The sequence below is a fragment of the Fibrella forsythiae genome (assembly GCF_017353175.1).
GTDB lineage: Bacteria > Bacteroidota > Bacteroidia > Cytophagales > Spirosomataceae > Fibrella > Fibrella forsythiae.
In genome coordinates this window covers 181,956-199,471 of the sequence record NZ_JAFMYW010000012.1, presented here as the reverse complement: position 1 = coordinate 199,471, position 17,516 = coordinate 181,956, and the positions used below count along the sequence as shown (strand labels likewise).

Below are 17,516 nucleotides of genomic sequence, written 5' to 3'. Positions count from 1 at the left end.
CAACAAAGGTCAGCCGGCGATGGGCAGCAGATTTAGTGAGAATGCCCTTTCTTTAAGCCAAACCAGCCGTAGCCAGTAAAGAGAACGTACCCAGCCTTTGCCAACGTGCTTTTCGGACTGAGGCTGCACAAGTCATGATTACTGACTGATGACGAACGAGTAGCTTCCTGAACCTAACGGAATACGGATCTGGCCATTCGCCTGACTGACGCCTGTTAGCTGATCAATCGGTTTGCCCTTTTCGGTAATCTGACTTGTGCTGTTTGCGGGCAGGTAGAGCGTTGCTTTGGTATTGGCCGGTATCGTTGTGGTATACCTCCACTTGGCTCCTTCCCACGTCCACTCGCCACTGATTCGGCCATAGACAGAGTCGTAGTAGCCTCTGGCGAAGGTCATCTTGTGAGTCGGGTCGGGGGTGGGTTTCAGGATGATCTCTTTAAAGCCAGCTTTGTCGGGGTGGCGCTGAATGCCCAGAGAGTAGTTGTACATCCAGGCGGCAACGGCCCCAAATGAGTAATGGTTGAACGAGTTCATGCTGTTGTTGCCGCCGAATCCGTTCTCGACGGTATACGAATTCAAACGTTCCCAGATAGAGGTCGCGCCGTTCACTACCGAATAAAGCCACGACGGATATTGCTGCTGCTGTACCAACTGATAGGCATTGGCCGAACTGCCATTTTCGGAAAGCGCATCGGTGATCGACGCCGTTCCGATGAAGCCGGTCATCAGGGAATAAGCGGGGCGTTCAACACCGCCGTCGTCCTTGTTCTTCCGCTCGATCGCCGCGTTCAGGTTCCGGACAACAGCCGGTTTGCCTGCCTCATTGACCACGCCCAGCGCCAGTGGAATCGCATATGACGCCTGCGTGTCAATCAACTCGCCTTTGTCCGTTTTTTGGGTCAGCTGCTGCTCATTAGGCGCTCCCATGAAGCCCGTTTTTACGCCCGATTTAATCGTTCTGTGCGTTGTTGGGTCCAGATAAATGGTGTTCCAGGTAGCTTTTATTTCGCCCTGCCGTTTCGCGAACTGAGCTGCTTCGTCGGGTTTCCCCAGAACCGTAGCCACCTTCGCCAGAATGCCCAGGTCATAGGCGTAGTAGGCCATCCAGAACAGGGTGTTGTCGTTCTTATTTCCTTCAGGACTCAGCCAGTCGCCCAGCGGGCCTTCGTTCAGAATACCGGTTGTCTTGTCAACTTTTGTTTCCAGAAACTGGGTGTAGCGTTTCATGGCGTCGTAATGTTCCTTCAAGAGGGCCACGTCGCCATACTGGCGGTACGTTTCCCAGGCCACCACAATGCCGGCACTGCCCCAGAGCGTACCGCCAAAACCGCCACCCATCGGAGCCACGTCAGTAAACCGACCACTTTCGGCCTGGACATCGCGCATGGCCAGCAGGTGCCGACGCAGAAACAGATCGGCGTTGGTCAGGTACGTTGCACTGCGCGAGAAAACGGAAATATCGCCGCTCCAGCCCATGCGTTCGTTGCGGGCGGGCGTGTCGGTCGGAATCGATAGGAAATTGCTGCGGAGCGACCAGGTAATGTTCTGCCAAAGCTTGTTGACGAGCTTATTCGAGGTTTCGTACTGCGACGACAGCGCCGAGATTGAGCTGATAACGATGCCGTTAACGTTGGCCACCGGAATGGCCTTGTCGATGCCGGTCAGCTCCAGATAGCGGTAGCCATGAAAGGTGAATCGGGGCTGAATAACTTCGTCTCCGCCTTTCAGCGTGTAGGTGTCCTGGGTCAGTGCGGCCCGGATGTTCTCCATCATCACCATGCCCGTGTTGTCTTTGTATTCGGCCAGATTCGGGTATTTCACCTCGGCGTAGCGCATCGTGACGATCTGCCCTTTCTTGCCGTTTTTGATCAGAATCTGCGGGAAGCCCACCATATTCTGCCCCATGTCGTACACAAACACGGTCGGGCGAACTTCCGTAACGCTCAGGGCGGGCATGGTTTTTACTTTTCCCGCATTATCGCCCATCTGCCCAACCAGTTTAAAGTCAGCATAATCGAAGGTTGACGTCCGGCCCAACGGATCGGTGAACGTGCCCTGATAGGACGTACCTACCAGCGGCACTTCTACGGCGGGCTTCCAACTGGCGTCGTTATAGGCGGGCGTGGCCCAGTTCGTCACCAGCGCTTCTTTCGTGGCATCATACACTTCTCCCTGGAAAAACGAACCGTACCGAACAGGGCCATCGTTGAAAAACCGCCACTCGCCGGGGGTTGAGGTGATGATCTGTTCCGTACCATCGGCGTAGGTAATAACCAGCTTGCTCAACAGCGACTGCCGGTCGCCGAAATAATTCCAGCTTTCGCCGCTATAGGTGATGTTGCCGCTCCACCATCCTTCGCTCAGCCAGGCCCCAATCGCGTTCTTCTGCCCCTGCTTCACCGCCCCCGTAATATCGTAGGTCTGGTACATATGATGCTTGTTGTACTGGGTCAGGCCCGGATTGAAATAATCGTTGCTCACCCGATTGCCATTCAGGTACAGCTCGTAAATGCCCCGTGCCGTCACATACAGCCGCGCTTTGGCAATGCGTTTGGCCTGCGTGGTAAATGTATTTCTAAGCATTGGCGCCGCATTCCGGCTGGGGTTGGCGGTAATCAGCGCCCCGCCTTTCACCGTGTATTGTCCGTTACCAACGCTCAGGTTGCCCGATTTAAAGATGCCGCTGTATGGCTGATTACTCAGATTTTCTGCAAATAAGGCGTTAGACGGATACCGAAAGTTTCTGATCTCCACCTGCGAAAAATGGGCTGTCTGCTTCTCAGGTACGTTAAAGCCGATATCGGCCACCATCGGAAAGCTGATGAAGTTATTGCCACTACCTACCGGATTGAGGTTGATACCGCGCGCGGCGAAGGGCGACTGTGGGGCCGCGTTCTTCTCTTTCAGCTTATGGGCCTCATCGTTCCCATCGATGAACAGCTCAAACAGGCCAAAATTGCATTCGGCCCCAATGGTGTGCTTCGCGTATTTATTGGCGTTGTTGATCAGCATTTGGGGAATATCGAGGCGCTTAAACGGAACGTCAGCTTTGTCGGTGGGGGCATAGCCAACTCGGTAGATGTTCAGTCTGGCCAGACCATCCGGCGAATCCGTTACCGTCGATATGTCAAGCTCGAAGGCGATATAGCACTGGTTGTGGCTGTTCTGCATCCCCATCAGATTTAGGTTTTTGTCCATCAGTCGACGGTCATTGGCGCCTATCACAAACGCCGCTCTGGTGGAGTTGGTGGCCTGGTCTAATTGCAGACCAACCTGAAATTTGAAAACCGAGAGGTAATGCGAATAGAACACCAGATCATCGTTGCTCCCGCCAATCCATTTTGCACCCGACCAGGCGGTGATGTCGGGGTTCATCAGACCGGTCTCAAACCAGGATGCGTTGGTGGCCATTTGCCCGTTATTGTCCCAAACCGTGACGCGCCAGGTGTAGCGGGTGGTGGGCTGCAGGGCCTTACCCGCGTATTCGATGCCGTGCGACAGGTCTGAATTGACCCGTTTTGAGTCCCATACCACCTGGTTTTTCGAGTCAGTGACGACGAGCTGCCAGGCTGTCTGAACGTACCCGGTCTTAGTATCCAGTGCTTTCATTTGCCATGAAAAATGAGGCGTCGCCTGATCAATGCCCAGTGGTGTGGGCTGATAATCGACGTTCAGGTTAACGATCGAGACATTGGCGAATGCGGTACTGACAACGAAAAGCAGCAGAAGAAGAAAGGGGAGGCGTTTCATAGGTGGTGGGTACGTCATGGGATCGGTTACGGGCCGGTAGTTCTAGAATGATTGATAATCGATCTCCATAAAATCGGCCACGTTGCTTGTCCAATATTGGGCAACGAAGCGAGTATGGTCTGGGTGATTCGTGTACTGATCATAGAGCGCCTGCGTATCGAATACCATCGACAGGCCAAAGTCAAACTTGTTTTTCGGACTGATCTGTTTCAGGCAGGTAAACTGCTGTACGCCCGGGATGGCGGCTAATTCCCGGGCAGCATCGAAAAATTGGTTCGCTTCAGTAGAGTCTGACGGATGTTTCAGGGTAAAGAAAACGGTGTGGGTAATCATGGGGAATCGATACTAGAGGTTCTTTAGACGGAAGAACTGACCCAAGCCCGCCAGGAAGAAGGGTTGATTGGATGCGGAATAGCTTTTGTTGACAGCGGTTCTTACCGCTTGGCCAGTTGCGCATTTTTTTAGTAAACAATTGGTAACCAATAGATTGAATCGTTAATAGGCCTATTAGTTACCAGCTATTCCTAACTCAGCGCGTTCCGGCAAAAGGCAACACATTTCTTTACTTCTGCCACGGCGTTTGAGCCGGTCGGAATCTGGTATTCGAGTTCAACGGTGGCGGGGAAGGTGTATTTCTGGTCGCGCATGAGCTTCAGGACGTCGAATAAGGGCGTATCCCCCTGTCCCCAGGGAAGGTTTCCTTTTCCGTGAGCGGGCGTTTGGCGGTCTTTAATGTGCATACTGGCAATCCGGTCGTGTTTTTGCCGAATCAACGCCAGCGGGTCGGGCTGACCGGCGGCCAGGTAGTGCCCCAGGTCAAAATTCATGGCGTTGCCGGGCGACTGCGCCAGGGCGGTATCCCAGAAGGTAGGCGTTTGTTGTTCGTGGCCGTGGTATCCTACGCGGATGCCGTGTTTCTGCGCCATCTGCCCAAGCTTCAAGGTGTGTGCGTCATTACCCGGATGTTCGACCGTGACCTGGTTGGCACCCAGCGTTTTGGCCGCCTGCATGCCGTAGTTGATCTCGGCGTCTGAATTCTGCATCCCGAAAGCATCAGGTTTGAAACCATAGATTTTCACACCTGCCTGGTTATACATTTTCCGAACCTGCTCAAACTTGGCCATTGGTGCTGAAAGCCGCCATTTGGCCACTTCGTCGCGGTACGCTTTTGTCTGCGCATCGGCGTCGGCCAGCAGTTTTTGTTCGTCCTGGGTGAGTTCCTGCTTATCGCGCCGCTTTCGCATCAGGGGGAAGATCGCGCGCATGTCGACCGGATTTTTGGGCGCACCGGCAAAGGATTCAGCAGGCCCACCCATCAATTCAATAGCGCTGATGCCCGAATCCAGCACGTATTGCAGGGTTGCTTCGGCGCTTTGGTCGGGCATATCCCGGAATGAGTAGGTGATGACGCCAATCTGTACACCATCGATCAGCGAATTGGGTTTATCGCCGAGGCTGCGAATAAGCGCAGGTGCACCAAACAGTTTAGGGCTTCCAATGATGGCTCCCGAAATAAGAGCGGCTGTGGTTCCCAAAAAATGACGACGAGTAGACGCGTTTTTCATGGTTTGGTTGGTTATAACTGGATTTAGTTGATCAGGAATGAGACGGCTTTACTGCGCAAACGCGTTTAACCGGTCCATCTACTACCGATTGGGCGCTCCGGCTCATCAAAACAGGCTGGATGCACTGCGCCGGTATTAACCGGCCAAAGCACTGTTTTTTCGCCAGAATGTGCAACTAAATTCGATTATTCGCTCTGAAACGCCGACAGACTGAGCGTTTCAGCCGACAAACCGGGTAACGTACTAGTTGCTTTTGCGCGTGAAGCAATACACAACGACAAAGCTTACTTTACCCCGAAAAAGAGTCGTATCAGTTGAAAAGGGCGAATCAGGGCCAGGTACGTTATTGCGCAGATCGCGAGCGACGAGAAGCTGATTGTCAGGAAGCCGGTGTAGACACCCAGCGAAGTGCGGGTTAACACGTAATAACCGATCAATACGATAACGGTCTGATGGAGAATGTAGAACGGGTACACGGCCGCATTCAGTTGTGGTAGCCAGCGATGGTTTCTGTTCAGGTACGTATAACCATAGCCGATCGTCATCAATACCGAAAACCACGTAAGACTAATGCTGTTGAAACTGTATACCGTTCTCAGTAGCGCGTGCTGATCAATAACGTCGTCACTCCACACAGCGCGCGAGCCATACAAAAGGGCCGTACAAACAAGAGTCGCCACCAGATAATACCGTCGCTGATCGGCCAGGATTTGCCAGAATTCCCGGCGGCTGATGAGTACATAACCCGTCCAGAAAATAAGCAGGTTCTTCATAAAATACGCCCAGTCATCGGTAAGCCCGTGGGTTTCATTCGGGAAGAAGCCGCCCAGCACCACATCGTTTATCAGCAAGGGTACCACCAGCCACAATGCACCGCCCGGGCGATTGAGCAACGTACCCAAGCGGTTGGTGACCCGTTGACCACCGGGACTTGTCAACCACCGAAAAACCGGGATACTCAGCAACGAATAAAAAAACAGATAGCAAATAAACCAGAGGTGGTGCCAGCTGAAGGCACCACCCGTGCCGCCATCTTCGTACGACTGAAAGTGAAAAACTTCCGGATAGAAGTCGGAATAGCTGCCGGTGAATCGGCCTCGGAAAAGCCATTCGATGTAAATCTGAGGAGGCACCACAACGAACATGCCGAAAACAAGCGGAATGAACAGCCGCCAGACGCGTTCTTTGGCGTAGGCTCCGTAGCTGCGTTTCTGCAGGGCAAAGAACGTACCCGCGCCCGAAATGAAAAACAGCAGTGGCATTCGCCAGCGGTGTAGCCAGCGCATTACTTCTTCCATTGGTTGGCTGTGCGTTTCGCTTTTAATATGCCACCCCCACGACACGTAGATCATACCCGTGTGGTAAAAAAGGAGCGTAATGATGGCGATGATTCGAAGCCAGTCGAGGTCGTGGCGGCGGCCAGTGCTGGTGAATGGAGCAGGAGTCGTTGACGAAGCAGAAGTCGGTTGCATACAACGTGCGTTTGTTTACCAGCAAAAGTGCCTCCTTTCGCTACTGCAAGCCCTATTTGCCCATCGTCTCGAAGTTCGTCCCGGTCGGGACGAAGGTATGGCCACACATTAATTACGCTCGGTTTGCGCCGCATCGCGGTACTGGGCTGGCGTTTGATTGGTAATCCGCTTGAAAGCGGTGTGGAATGCCGACGGTGAGTTATAACCAACGCGTTCGGCGATCTCGTCGATTTTCAGGTAAGCCGTATTGGCATTGCGCAGAAGCTGTTGCGCCTCGGCAACGCGGTAGGTCGCCAGCCAGTCGAAGAAGCGCTGGCCAAGCCGGTCGTTGAGTAACTGCGACAGGTGATGTGGGCTGGTGCCGAGTTGAGCCGCCAGTTTCGGTAGCGACATATCGGTTTGCAGGTGAGGTTTTTCAGTAATCAGAAGCTGATCCAGTTTCCGAAGTACGGCATCCTCAACCTCTTCCGACAGCGACGACTTCTCGTATTTCTTTCTGGGCTCGTCAGGAACATCCATTTCTGGTACGTTGCCAGGGCCGCCCGGGGGCAGATCGAGTACCTGCTCAGGTACGTTCTCCCTGAAGAAATCGGAGCCGCTCATGACCAGAAAACTGGTGACGTAGATCACCCCTGTCAGGTAACAGGCCAGCAGGAAATCGCCCAGATCTTCATGGTATTGTGGTTTAACCAGGAGGATTAGCACAGGCAGCAAGGTGAACAAAAGCGTCAGATTCCGTAGCCGAACCAGCACAGTAGGAATGCCTCCCCAAAATGGATGCCCTGACTGGCGAAAAGCGCGTTTGATATGCCTGATTGCCAATAGGTTGTATAGCAGGCAGCTACTGAGGGTCAGCTCATCAATGTAACGCCGCAGGTGGAAAAAATCTTCGGGCAGGTAGGCGGCCGGTTCCTGAACGAGCGCCAGTTCTGGATGCCAGGCCTCGAGGTAATTGTTGTACTTCAGCTCAACCGGCTGGTAAAGCCAGGTAATGGCATTAACCGCCCAGAGTATCGTTGGTAGCAGATGCCAGCCCCACTGGTCAGGTAATCGACCCCGAATGCGCGAAAAGACATAGAGGAAGAATAGCGGGCCCATTGCAAAGTTGAGTGGCTCCGAAAAGTCGACCCAGGGCAACAGCTGAAACATATAATTGCTGTAACCCAGAAAGATTTCGCCAATAACGGCTGAAGTGCCGAGCATCAGCCAGCCAAGGCAACGGTTGGCCACGTTCCTTCCCCGGTTGCCGGTCAGAAAAAAGAGGCCAAGAAACAAGCCCTGGGCTACGCCAAGCAAGATAATCAGGCCAAACAGATCGAGATGGGGCGGTATAAGGCGCATACCACAAACTTACCTAAACGAGCCAAAAAACGGCGAGTCCGCTCACGAGTACGCCCAGGCCCAGGCCGGCGCTTACCTGACCGAGGGTATGGGCATTGAGTTGAAGCCGGGCGGTGGCAAGTAAGCCACTCAGAGCGATGAGGATCACAAACGGCACGAATAGCTCGGTGTCGCCATGCTTCGCCAGCATCAGCATGACGGTGCCCAGTACGCCGCCGATGCCTACGGCATGTGCGCTGATTTTCCAGACAGTATTGATCAGCCCCACAAGCAGAATAGACAGGGTAATGCTCCCCAGGATAATGGCTACTTCCGGCGACGTTTCTGAAAACAGGCTCATCCTGAACGCGAACAGGTACGTTACCACCAGATACACAATGCCGGAGAGCAGGTAGGGGAGCCGCCGATCGGTACGATCGGGCATAGTCAGATCGGTGAGAACACCCGACCGGTATAAATAATAGATAAGCAGGCTCGGAACGGCAAACGTACCGATGAAGACCAGCACGAGCAGACTGACCCGGAGATCAGGCGAGTAGGTATCAACGTTGAGGCGGGCGGGAGCAATAAAGAGCAAAAGCCCGATGAGCCACGTGGGCATCAGCAACGGATGAAAAATAACAGACAGGAAGTAAGCGAGACGGGGATGCAAAATGAGTTTTCTGTTTACTGTTCACTGTCTTCTGTTGCTCCGCTAAGTTAACAACACACTTCTGAGCGGCGGAGCAGCAGAAGACAGTGAACAGTAAACAGAAAACTCCTCAAAGCTGTTTCCTCAGCCGGGCCACGGGAATATTTAGTTGTTCGCGGTATTTGGCCACCGTGCGGCGGGCAATATTGTAACCCTTGTCGTTCAGCATTTTTTCGAGCTTATCATCCGACAGCGGATTGACTTTCGGTTCGGTGTCGATCATATCTTTGAGGATGTTCTTCACCTCGCGGCTGCTGACGTCCTCGCCCGAATCAGTCGCAATTCCTTCCGAAAAGAAGTACTTCAGGGGGTAGATGCCAAACTCAGTCTGAACGGCTTTGCTATTGGCCACCCGCGAAATCGTCGATACGTCCATGTCGATCATCTGAGCAATGTCTTTCAGGATCATTGGCCGCAGCTTGTTCTCATCGCCGGTCAGGAAGAAATCATACTGATACCGAACAATGGCGTTCATGGTTTTCAACAGGGTTTGCTGCCGCTGTTTGATGGCGTCGATAAACCACTTGGCCGCGTCGAGCTTCTGTTTCACGAAACTGACGGTCTCTTTCAGGCTTTTGTTGGTTTTGTTGCTCTTATCGTAGGTATCGAGCATATCGGCAAACGACCGGCTGATTTTCAGTTCCGGTGCGTTGCGTGAGTTTAGTGTTAGCTCCAGTTTCCCGCCGTTGTTGGTCAGCAGGAAATCAGGCATCAGGTATTGTACGGTGTTGTCGTCGCCTTCAACTGAGCCTGGCTTCGGATTCAGTTTAATGATGATCTCGACTACCCGCTTCAGGGCTTCGTCACTCACATTAAGTCGCCGCTGAATTTTGTCGTAATGTTTCTTAGAGAATTCTTCAAAAAACTCAGTGATGATCCGAATAGCCAATTGTACATACGGATCTGACGAATCTTTGCGGCGTAGCTGCAGCAGCAGGCATTCCTGCAGATCGCGGGCGGCAATGCCCGGTGGGTCAAACGTCTGAATCTTGTGCAGTACCTCTTCCACTTCGTCGGCATCAACAAAGATGTTTTGCGAAAAGGCCATGTCATTCACGATCGCCTGTAACGACCGGCGGATGTAGCCGTCGTTCTCAATGCTACCCAGTAGCTGCAGGCCAATTGCCTTCTGATCGTCAGTGAGGCGGAGGTACCCAAACTGCTGCATCATCGAATCCATCAGGCTCGACATCGTGGCAATGGGCATCTCGCGGTCTTCTTCATTATACGAACCGTCGCCCTGCATTTTATACCCCGCAAACTCATCGTTGGCCAGATAGCCATCAATGTCTAGATCGTCGCTTCGGTCTGTGTAGTCGTCTTTATCCTCATATTCTCCGCTCTCATCAAATTCGTCTTTTGTGTCGTACTCTTCGTCCATTCCCTCTTCAAGGGCTGGATTGATTTCCAACTCTTCCTCAATACGAGTTTCCAGTTCAGCCGTCGGTATCTGCAGCAACTTGATAAACTGTATCTGCTGTGGCGACAGTTTCTGTTGTAGTGACTGGCTTAGGCTAAGTTTCTGCATACGTAAAGTTGTGCCGAAGCGGAGTGGGTTAGATAAGCGAGCTAAGCATAAAAGATGCTTGGGTAAAGAGCGGCCCCTCAATTATCAGACCAATTTAGCCCTGTTTTGTTGGTACTGTCAAGAAAAATTTCGGAGCCCGGATAATACGCCGTTGACAGGGTACGTTGTAACTGATTGTTTTTGAGGAAAGAGCAGCTCTAATCCACGTTAGGCTGAGCAGGAAAAAAGTTTGTAATGCTAAAATGACACTATGTTTGTTTAAATAAAGCGTACGGACGCTTTGCTCATCGCCGGTAACCTAAGCGGCTGTTTCGGGTTAGAGATGATATGACTTCTTCTGAGCGCTTTATAGACCGGTTCGATGTGATCCTGCTCGACCTGATGGACACCCTTATGTTTGGCGGCAACCGGTTTTCTGATGAACAGGCCTATGCCCAGACTTACCGGAAATTAGGCGGTACCTATCATTCTGATAGTGAGGTACAATGGGTTATTCAGCAGGTATATGATACCATGAACGAGCATTACGCAGACCCGGCCTACCACGAGAATTTCCGGCCTGCCAGCCTCTATGTGGCCGAAACGCTGGAGACGTTGGGCCTCCCTCAAACCGATGCTCCCCGACTGCATAATGTGTTTGCCCATCACGAACTCGGACACGTACCTGACAGCCACTGCCATGCCCTGCACAAACTGGCCAAAACGCATCGGCTGGGGTTGGTCAGTAACCTCTGGTCAGAGAAGGCGCTGTTTGTGCGGTCGTTCCGGCGTTGCCACATTCATCATTTGTTCGACACGCTGGTTTTCTCTTCCGACCACAATCTGATCAAGCCATCGCCGAAGCTGTTCCAAAAGGCCCTCGACCAGTTCGATTGCCCGCCCCACCGAGTCCTGTTTATCGGCGATAGTCCCGAGCGCGACATGGCCGGTGCCGAAGCCCTCGGCCTGGGTACGTTGCTGGTAACCGCAGGCAACAAAACAACGTACCCAGGCCATACTGCCCCCGATATCTGCGCCCTGCTGGAGTAACGTAGCAATCGCCGTCAATCTATTTTCATGCATCTTTGTTCACCTTGTGCGCATACATGGGTTAGCGTAAGTGTACGTCTGTCACTCGTTCGCACTATCGCTCTGTCACTCTTTCGCTGAATGAAACTGATAAAAGTAGCCGCTGGGGTGCTGAACCAGACCCCGCTGGATTGGGACCACAACCAGCAAAATATTATCAATGCCATTGAGGCAGCCCGCCAACAAGGGGTAAGTCTGCTCTGTTTACCCGAACTCTGCATCTCCGGCTACAACTGCGAAGACATGTTCTACGCGCAGAATACCATTGATCAGTCTGTTGCGTCGCTACTCGATATTGTGGGGCATACGGCCGATATCGCGGTGTCGGTGGGATTACCCATGCGCCACAACAACCGCACGTTCAACGTAGCCTGCTTCATCGTCAACAAGCGTATTCTGGGTTTTGTAGCCAAGCAGTACTTACCCGGTAACGGCATTCATTACGAACCACGCTGGTTTCAGCCCTGGACGGTGGGCGTACGCGATGAAACCCACATCGGCGAGTTTAACTACCCCTTTGGCGACATCGTATTCGATTTGTCTGGCGTTCGGGTAGGTTTCGAGATCTGTGAAGATGCCTGGATTGCCAATCGGCCGGGCCGGGCGCTGTATGAACGCGGCGTTGACATTATTCTGAACCCGTCGGCGAGCCATTTTGCGTTTGGTAAATCGGTCACCCGCGAACGGCTGGTGGTTGATGCGTCGCGGTCGTTTGGTGTTAGCTACGTGTATACCAACCTGTTGGGCAACGAGGCGGGCCGGGCTATTTACGACGGCGACGCCATGGTGGCTTCCAACGGTGAACTGCTGGTATCGGGCCCTCGTCTGAGCTATGAGGATATGCACATTGTACCAGCAGTAGTGGACGTGGACATGACACGGCTTAACCAGACGCAGAACCGGGGAAACCTGGCCTTTGCTCTGCCTAACCTGCGCGTAACTGATCGCTTCAACTGGCCGGAGATAAGCCCGGTGGTGCAACGGGCAGAACTGGAACCCTGGGAGCGATTTGGCAGCATTAAAGAAGAAGAATTTGCCCGCGCCGTGGCGCTTGGCCTGTTCGATTACCTTCGAAAAAGCCGGTCACAAGGGTATGTCCTCAGTCTCTCGGGTGGGGCCGATTCGTCGGCCATTGCCGCTACGGTATACCTGATGGTGCGTATGGCGGTCGAAAACATTGGCCTCGATGGTGTAAAGAGAAAACTGCACCACCTGAAAGCGGTGCAGGATTGCGACAGCGCCGAAGCGATGGTGGGTAAACTGCTGACCACGATTTACCAGGGTACCTCCAACTCATCAGACGATACGTTCAACTCGGCCAAAGAGCTGGCCGAGAGTCTGGGTGCTACGTTCATGAACATCAATATCGACGGGCTGGTGGATACGTATACGGGCCTGATCGAAGGGCAGATTGGCCGTAAACTGTTGTGGGACACGGATGACCTGGCCCTGCAAAATATTCAGGCGCGGGTGCGTGCACCGGGCGTCTGGATGCTGGCTAACTTGAAAAATGCCCTCTTGCTCAGTACGTCGAACCGGTCAGAAGCCGCCGTTGGCTATGCCACAATGGATGGCGACACGGCAGGCAGTATTTCGCCCATCACCGGTATCGACAAGCATTTTCTGCGGGGCTGGCTGCGCTGGCTCGAAACAGAAGGCTTGAACGTGGTCAATACGCCAAGCCCGGATGCGCGCATTAAACTAACCGGCCTGAACCGCGTGAATAACCTGCAACCCACCGCCGAGTTACGCCCGCTCGACCGAAACCAGACCGACGAAAGCGATCTGATGCCTTACGACGTGCTGAACGAGATCGAGAACGCCGGTATCCGGGATAAGCAGGCACCGGTAGACGTGTTTAAACTGATCGAGGCAACGTTTGCAGGGCAGCACAGCCGCGAGAACCTGCTGATGTGGGTCGAGCGGTTCTTCAAGCTCTGGAGCCGCAACCAGTGGAAACGCGAACGCTACGCCCCCAGCTTCCACCTCGACGACCACAGCCTCGACCCACGTACCTGGATGCGCTTCCCGATCCTGTCGGGCGGTTTCGAGAAAGAACTAGCCTACATGCGCGAATGGGCCAATGAACAAACCGGCAAAAGTGCCCGGAAAGGCAAGATTGGTTTTTAATGTAGGCTATTACGCTGTGCGATCATTAAGTAGTCATTGATTGTCATTGCTCGTTTTCCATGAATGACCGCGTAGCATAATGACTGGTCCCCTTCTGTTGTTGTGAATTCATCCCCCCGTTCCAGCCTGGTTGTGCCGGGCCTGCTGTTTGCCATGCTGTGGGCGTCGGCGTCGGTGGCCACGAAATTTGGTGTACAATCGGCGGCGCCACTGGTGCTGGCCACGGTTCGCTTCCTCATTGCGGGAAGTAGTATGCTGCTGGTTGCCTACGTGTTCCAGAAGGGTAACCCCATGCCATCGGGCGTAGAATGGAAACGGCTTACCATCTTCGCTGCGTTGAATACAACCATTTACCTGGGGCTTTTTGTTCTGGCTCTCAAGCAGGTGTCGGCCGGTATTGGCAGCTTGTCTACGGCCACTAATCCGTTGTTTATCAGTATGATGTCGGCTATTTTTCTGCGGCGACCCTTACGCTGGCGCGAAGTGGCCGGGCTATTGCTTGGGTTGCTGGGCGTCTGTGTAGCGGCCTATCCGTTGCTGGGTCAAGCTTACGCCACCGTGGAAGGATTGCTGATTTTGCTGGTCAGTATGCTGTCGATATCTGCGGCAACGGTTTATTATGCCCGTTACGAGTGGCGGCTGCCTAACCTGGTGATCAACGGCTGGCAGGTGCTTATCGGCGGGGTTCTCATCCTGCCCGTAACCTTGCTTACGACCGACATCAGCGCGTCAACCTTCGACGGGCGATTCTGGGCATCAGTGAGTTGGCTCATCATTCCAGTGTCGGTCGTCGCTTTGCAATTGTGGTTCCGGCTGGTTCGTGCCGATGCCGTAAAAGCCTCGATGTGGCTTTTTCTATGCCCAATCTTCGGATTCGCTTACTCCTCGGTCCTCCTCGGCGAGCCTATAACCACCTACACTGTGGTAGGCACTATATTGGTTGTGGCTGGTCTGGGTCTGGGGCGGCAGACCAGCGTGGCAACAAACTAATTTATGTATATGATGAAACGAATACGTTCGTTACGGGCATAGGAAACCGCGCAGGAACGTACCTGACGTGCTACCTTTATTCATCGTTAAATCTATCAATTAGTCAGTTATGAAGCGACTTTATCGAACCTTGCTACTATCGTTGTTCTGTATGATGACCATTTGGGTGTCAGCTCAGGACAACCAGCGTTATGTAATGCTTACGCTCATCAGTAACTATATCGGTAATGGTGACGATGGTATCGGAACAATCAATCAGGCCAAAGCCAATGGGGGAAATGCCGTTCTGGTTACCATGCTCTGGAGTACAGTTAACAACTGGTATAAAGATAACCCGAACCCCTGGAAGCAGTATGACGATCAGATTGCTGCGGCGCGCCGCAACGGCATGAAGGTGGCCATTCGGCTCTGGGTCGATAACCAACGATTCGATGTGCCATCGTTCCCGGGTGATGACTTGTCTGACGGTATGAATGGATGGGATGCCGCCGACCGGATGCAGGGTTTCAACCAGTTTGGGCAGAATCTCAGGGTATTCCAGCAGTTTGATGGCCTGTATCAGGAAAAAGGTACGTTCCGGGTGCTGACCAGCTATGCCGCCCCAGCTACCATTGATAAGGCAACGTCATTTGCCACCCGTGCGGCTGAGCGCTACCGCTATCTGCTGGATTCGAATGAATTGCTCTTTATAACCGTGACTACGGTTGGGGCTGAATTTGCCTATCCAATGTACACGACACGGGGTTTGGAAGGTGATTTTGAGCGGTTGTATGATTACTCTGAGCCCATGGTACGTGGCTACCGTACCTGGCTGAAATCAAAATACAGAGGGTCGATCAGCCGGTTGAAAGCCGCCTGGAGGGGCGACGGACAGCCTAGTAACAGCTTTGATGAGATTCGCCCCAAGGCGCCCAGCGGCACCTGGAAGAGTGCGTTTGAAGGGGAAGCTGGTCAGGACTGGTATCGGTATCGCTACAGCGCTATGAAAACATTTCTGTATGAAGCGTCGGCAGCTATCAAAAACGTAGACAATCGCTATAAAGTGATTCATGAGTATGGCTCAGTTTACGATAAATTGACCGTTCGGCGGGGTACGTTCAGCTTTAAAGATCTTGGCGAAAGTCTGGATGGCATCAAGATGAACGATGGCCATTTCTCAGACTACCGCTTCTCTACCGATATGATTCGGAGCAACTCGCCGGGGAAACTCATCGTCAATGAGATTGAAGGCAACATTGGGCGGCGTAACAATCCGATTTTCAAAGATGAGTTACTTAAACAGTTCACGGAATGTTTCGAACACGGTACCCATATCGTAACCGTATTCAATTTCGACTTTACCTTCCCAGCCGACCGTGAGGCGTTCAAAGAAGCGGCTGAACGCTATACAACTAACACCAATCCGGTTATCAGACCGCCAAAACAGACGGCTACCTACACAACGTCAGGTATTTTGTATGCCGATGGATGTAGCACCAACAGAGATTCGTATGCTAATGATTGTCAGGCTTATAAGGATTGGCGAACAACGTTTGATCAGAGCGGCGGGCAACCCGTGAACTTTCTGCAACAGGATGATATACTGTTTCCGGCAACGCAGGAGGCACCCCGATATAGCCGGGTACTGGTGGTTGGCAATGCGATCACCGAAAAGAACCCGGACCCGTCAATTGGCTGGACGGGTGGCCCCTGGGGCATGGCAGCCACCAGCCGTGCCAACGATTATGTGAGTCTGCTGACAGAAAAACTAAAAGAGCAGAATGCTGACGTGTCTGTGCAACGCCTCCGGCTCGACGAGTGGGAGCAGACGTATGCCAGCAAAACATTTCCGTACAAAACGGCAGTAACCGATAAAGTAGCGGCCCTATGGGCTGGCAACAAACCCGATCTGGTGCTCATTTCACTGTCAGAAAATGTTAGTCAGACCAACTTCAACGCCGCCACGTTCAGAGACGAACTGCTGAAACTGGTTGTGTCGACCGGCCTGACAACCGGCGTTGTTGTTTTACGCAATTCCTTTTTACCTGGCCAAAGCAAGTCAAACGCTGTACTTCGTCAGGTCGCTGATGAAACGGGATGGCAATTCGTAAACCTGGCCTGTATTCGTGGCGATGCGGCATTGTCGGGGGCGGCCGACTGGCCCCGTGCCGATAGCCTGGTGAAACGGTTTCCCGGTAATGCTGGCATGAAAGCGATTGCCGATCTGTACTGTCCGCAGATTCCCGGCCTGAATTGCAACCAGACAGGGCCGGTACCGGTCGTGTCGAGGGTTCGGGTAAATTTTGGGGTAGATGCGTGCCCAACCTGTAGCGACCGGTGTCGTAGTGGACTTATACAGGGCTCGCAGGACAGCACCACCTGGACTACCCTGGCCATTCTGCACGAGCCTGCGCGGGGCTGGAACGATTTCGTTGTCAATGCCGATCAGCCGTGGCGTTATGTCAGGTACGTTGCCGCCCGGAATTGTTTTGGTGAACTAACCGAAATTGAGTTCTACATGGGCAATCGCAAGCTGAAAGGAACACCGTTCGGCAGCGGGGCCAGCACGACTAGCAACGGCTTCATGGCGGCATTGGACGGGAATCTGGCAACGGTCTGGAAAGGCGCAACGGCCGGTCCCAAAAATACGATAGGGTTTGATTTCGGCGTGCCATCGTCTGAGCCAGACCCTATTGTCTGGTGCCCCGACACCGACGAGTCGAAGACGGCCGCACTACTGGAACTGGCACCTAACCCGGCCGATGACTACGTAACGTACCTGTACCAGATGCCCACTGCCGATGCCGTTACGCTGGAGGTGGTTGATCTGGCCGGCCGATTGATCTACACACAGCACCTGGCTGGTAGCGAGGCACGTCAGCAATATGTTATGCACGTCGGAAACTGGCGCCCGGGGATGTATATCACAAAGATCAAAGCAGGTACGGCGGCTGCATCGAAGCGTTTTCTGATTGCCCGCTAGCGGGCAAACACCCCCTGAC

Annotated in this window: 11 protein-coding genes; 4 read left to right on the top strand and 7 right to left on the bottom strand. The window is 53.2% G+C overall.

Annotated features, from left to right (window positions below; genetic code table 11):
- Positions 1–138: 138 nt before the first annotated feature.
- The 7 genes from J2I46_RS29025 to rpoN all read right to left on the bottom strand — a co-directional run bounded on the left by J2I46_RS29025 (position 139) and on the right by rpoN (position 10,347).
- Positions 139–3,750, bottom strand: a complete 3,612-nt coding sequence (locus J2I46_RS29025; protein WP_207332606.1) for an alpha-L-rhamnosidase — start codon at positions 3,748–3,750, stop codon at positions 139–141.
- 42 nt (positions 3,751–3,792) lie between these two features.
- Entirely contained in the window at positions 3,793–4,083 is a 291-nt protein-coding gene (locus tag J2I46_RS29020; RefSeq protein WP_207332605.1) for a Dabb family protein, read from the bottom strand.
- A gap of 191 nt (positions 4,084–4,274) precedes the next feature.
- Positions 4,275–5,315, bottom strand: coding sequence for a sugar phosphate isomerase/epimerase family protein (locus J2I46_RS29015; RefSeq protein ID WP_207332604.1), 1,041 nt, complete (start codon positions 5,313–5,315; stop codon positions 4,275–4,277).
- A 284-nt stretch (positions 5,316–5,599) separates the two neighbouring features.
- Positions 5,600–6,787, bottom strand: a complete 1,188-nt coding sequence (locus J2I46_RS29010; protein WP_207332603.1) for an acyltransferase family protein — start codon at positions 6,785–6,787, stop codon at positions 5,600–5,602.
- Between the two features lie 108 nt (positions 6,788–6,895).
- Complete coding sequence (locus J2I46_RS29005; protein ID WP_207332602.1) at positions 6,896–8,128, bottom strand: helix-turn-helix domain-containing protein; 1,233 nt, start codon at positions 8,126–8,128, stop codon at positions 6,896–6,898.
- 13 nt (positions 8,129–8,141) lie between these two features.
- Entirely contained in the window at positions 8,142–8,780 is a 639-nt protein-coding gene (locus J2I46_RS29000; RefSeq protein WP_310589099.1) for a hypothetical protein, read from the bottom strand.
- Between the two features lie 109 nt (positions 8,781–8,889).
- Positions 8,890–10,347, bottom strand: a complete 1,458-nt coding sequence (rpoN, locus tag J2I46_RS28995) for an RNA polymerase factor sigma-54 (RefSeq protein WP_207332601.1) — start codon at positions 10,345–10,347, stop codon at positions 8,890–8,892.
- Between the two features lie 327 nt (positions 10,348–10,674).
- Between rpoN and J2I46_RS28990 the strand changes: the two genes are divergently transcribed.
- The 4 genes from J2I46_RS28990 (at position 10,675) to J2I46_RS28975 (ending at position 17,497) form a co-directional block, all read left to right on the top strand.
- Positions 10,675–11,376, top strand: coding sequence for an HAD family hydrolase (locus tag J2I46_RS28990; protein WP_207332600.1), 702 nt, complete (start codon positions 10,675–10,677; stop codon positions 11,374–11,376).
- Positions 11,377–11,496: 120 nt separating this feature from the next.
- Complete coding sequence (gene nadE / locus J2I46_RS28985; protein WP_207332599.1) at positions 11,497–13,545, top strand: NAD(+) synthase; 2,049 nt, start codon at positions 11,497–11,499, stop codon at positions 13,543–13,545.
- A gap of 102 nt (positions 13,546–13,647) precedes the next feature.
- Positions 13,648–14,535 carry a DMT family transporter gene (locus J2I46_RS28980; protein WP_310589098.1) on the top strand — a complete coding sequence of 296 codons (888 nt, stop codon included), beginning with the start codon at positions 13,648–13,650 and terminating at the stop codon, positions 14,533–14,535.
- A 196-nt stretch (positions 14,536–14,731) separates the two neighbouring features.
- Positions 14,732–17,497 carry a T9SS type A sorting domain-containing protein gene (locus J2I46_RS28975; RefSeq protein ID WP_207332598.1) on the top strand — a complete coding sequence of 922 codons (2,766 nt, stop codon included), beginning with the start codon at positions 14,732–14,734 and terminating at the stop codon, positions 17,495–17,497.
- Positions 17,498–17,516: the final 19 nt, after the last annotated feature.

Bases quoted from the DNA above. Each gene is read 5' to 3' on its own strand.
- J2I46_RS29025 (WP_207332606.1), bottom strand. From the start codon at position 3,750: ATGAAACGCCTCCCCTTTCTTCTTCTGCTGCTTTTCGTTGTCAGTACC.
- J2I46_RS28990 (WP_207332600.1), top strand. From the start codon at position 10,675: ATGACTTCTTCTGAGCGCTTTATAGACCGGTTCGATGTGATCCTGCTC.
- rpoN (WP_207332601.1), bottom strand. From the start codon at position 10,347: ATGCAGAAACTTAGCCTAAGCCAGTCACTACAACAGAAACTGTCGCCA.
- J2I46_RS29020 (WP_207332605.1), bottom strand. From the start codon at position 4,083: ATGATTACCCACACCGTTTTCTTTACCCTGAAACATCCGTCAGACTCT.
- J2I46_RS29010 (WP_207332603.1), bottom strand. From the start codon at position 6,787: ATGCAACCGACTTCTGCTTCGTCAACGACTCCTGCTCCATTCACCAGC.
- J2I46_RS28975 (WP_207332598.1), top strand. From the start codon at position 14,732: ATGCTTACGCTCATCAGTAACTATATCGGTAATGGTGACGATGGTATC.
- J2I46_RS29015 (WP_207332604.1), bottom strand. From the start codon at position 5,315: ATGAAAAACGCGTCTACTCGTCGTCATTTTTTGGGAACCACAGCCGCT.
- nadE (WP_207332599.1), top strand. From the start codon at position 11,497: ATGAAACTGATAAAAGTAGCCGCTGGGGTGCTGAACCAGACCCCGCTG.
- J2I46_RS29005 (WP_207332602.1), bottom strand. From the start codon at position 8,128: ATGCGCCTTATACCGCCCCATCTCGATCTGTTTGGCCTGATTATCTTG.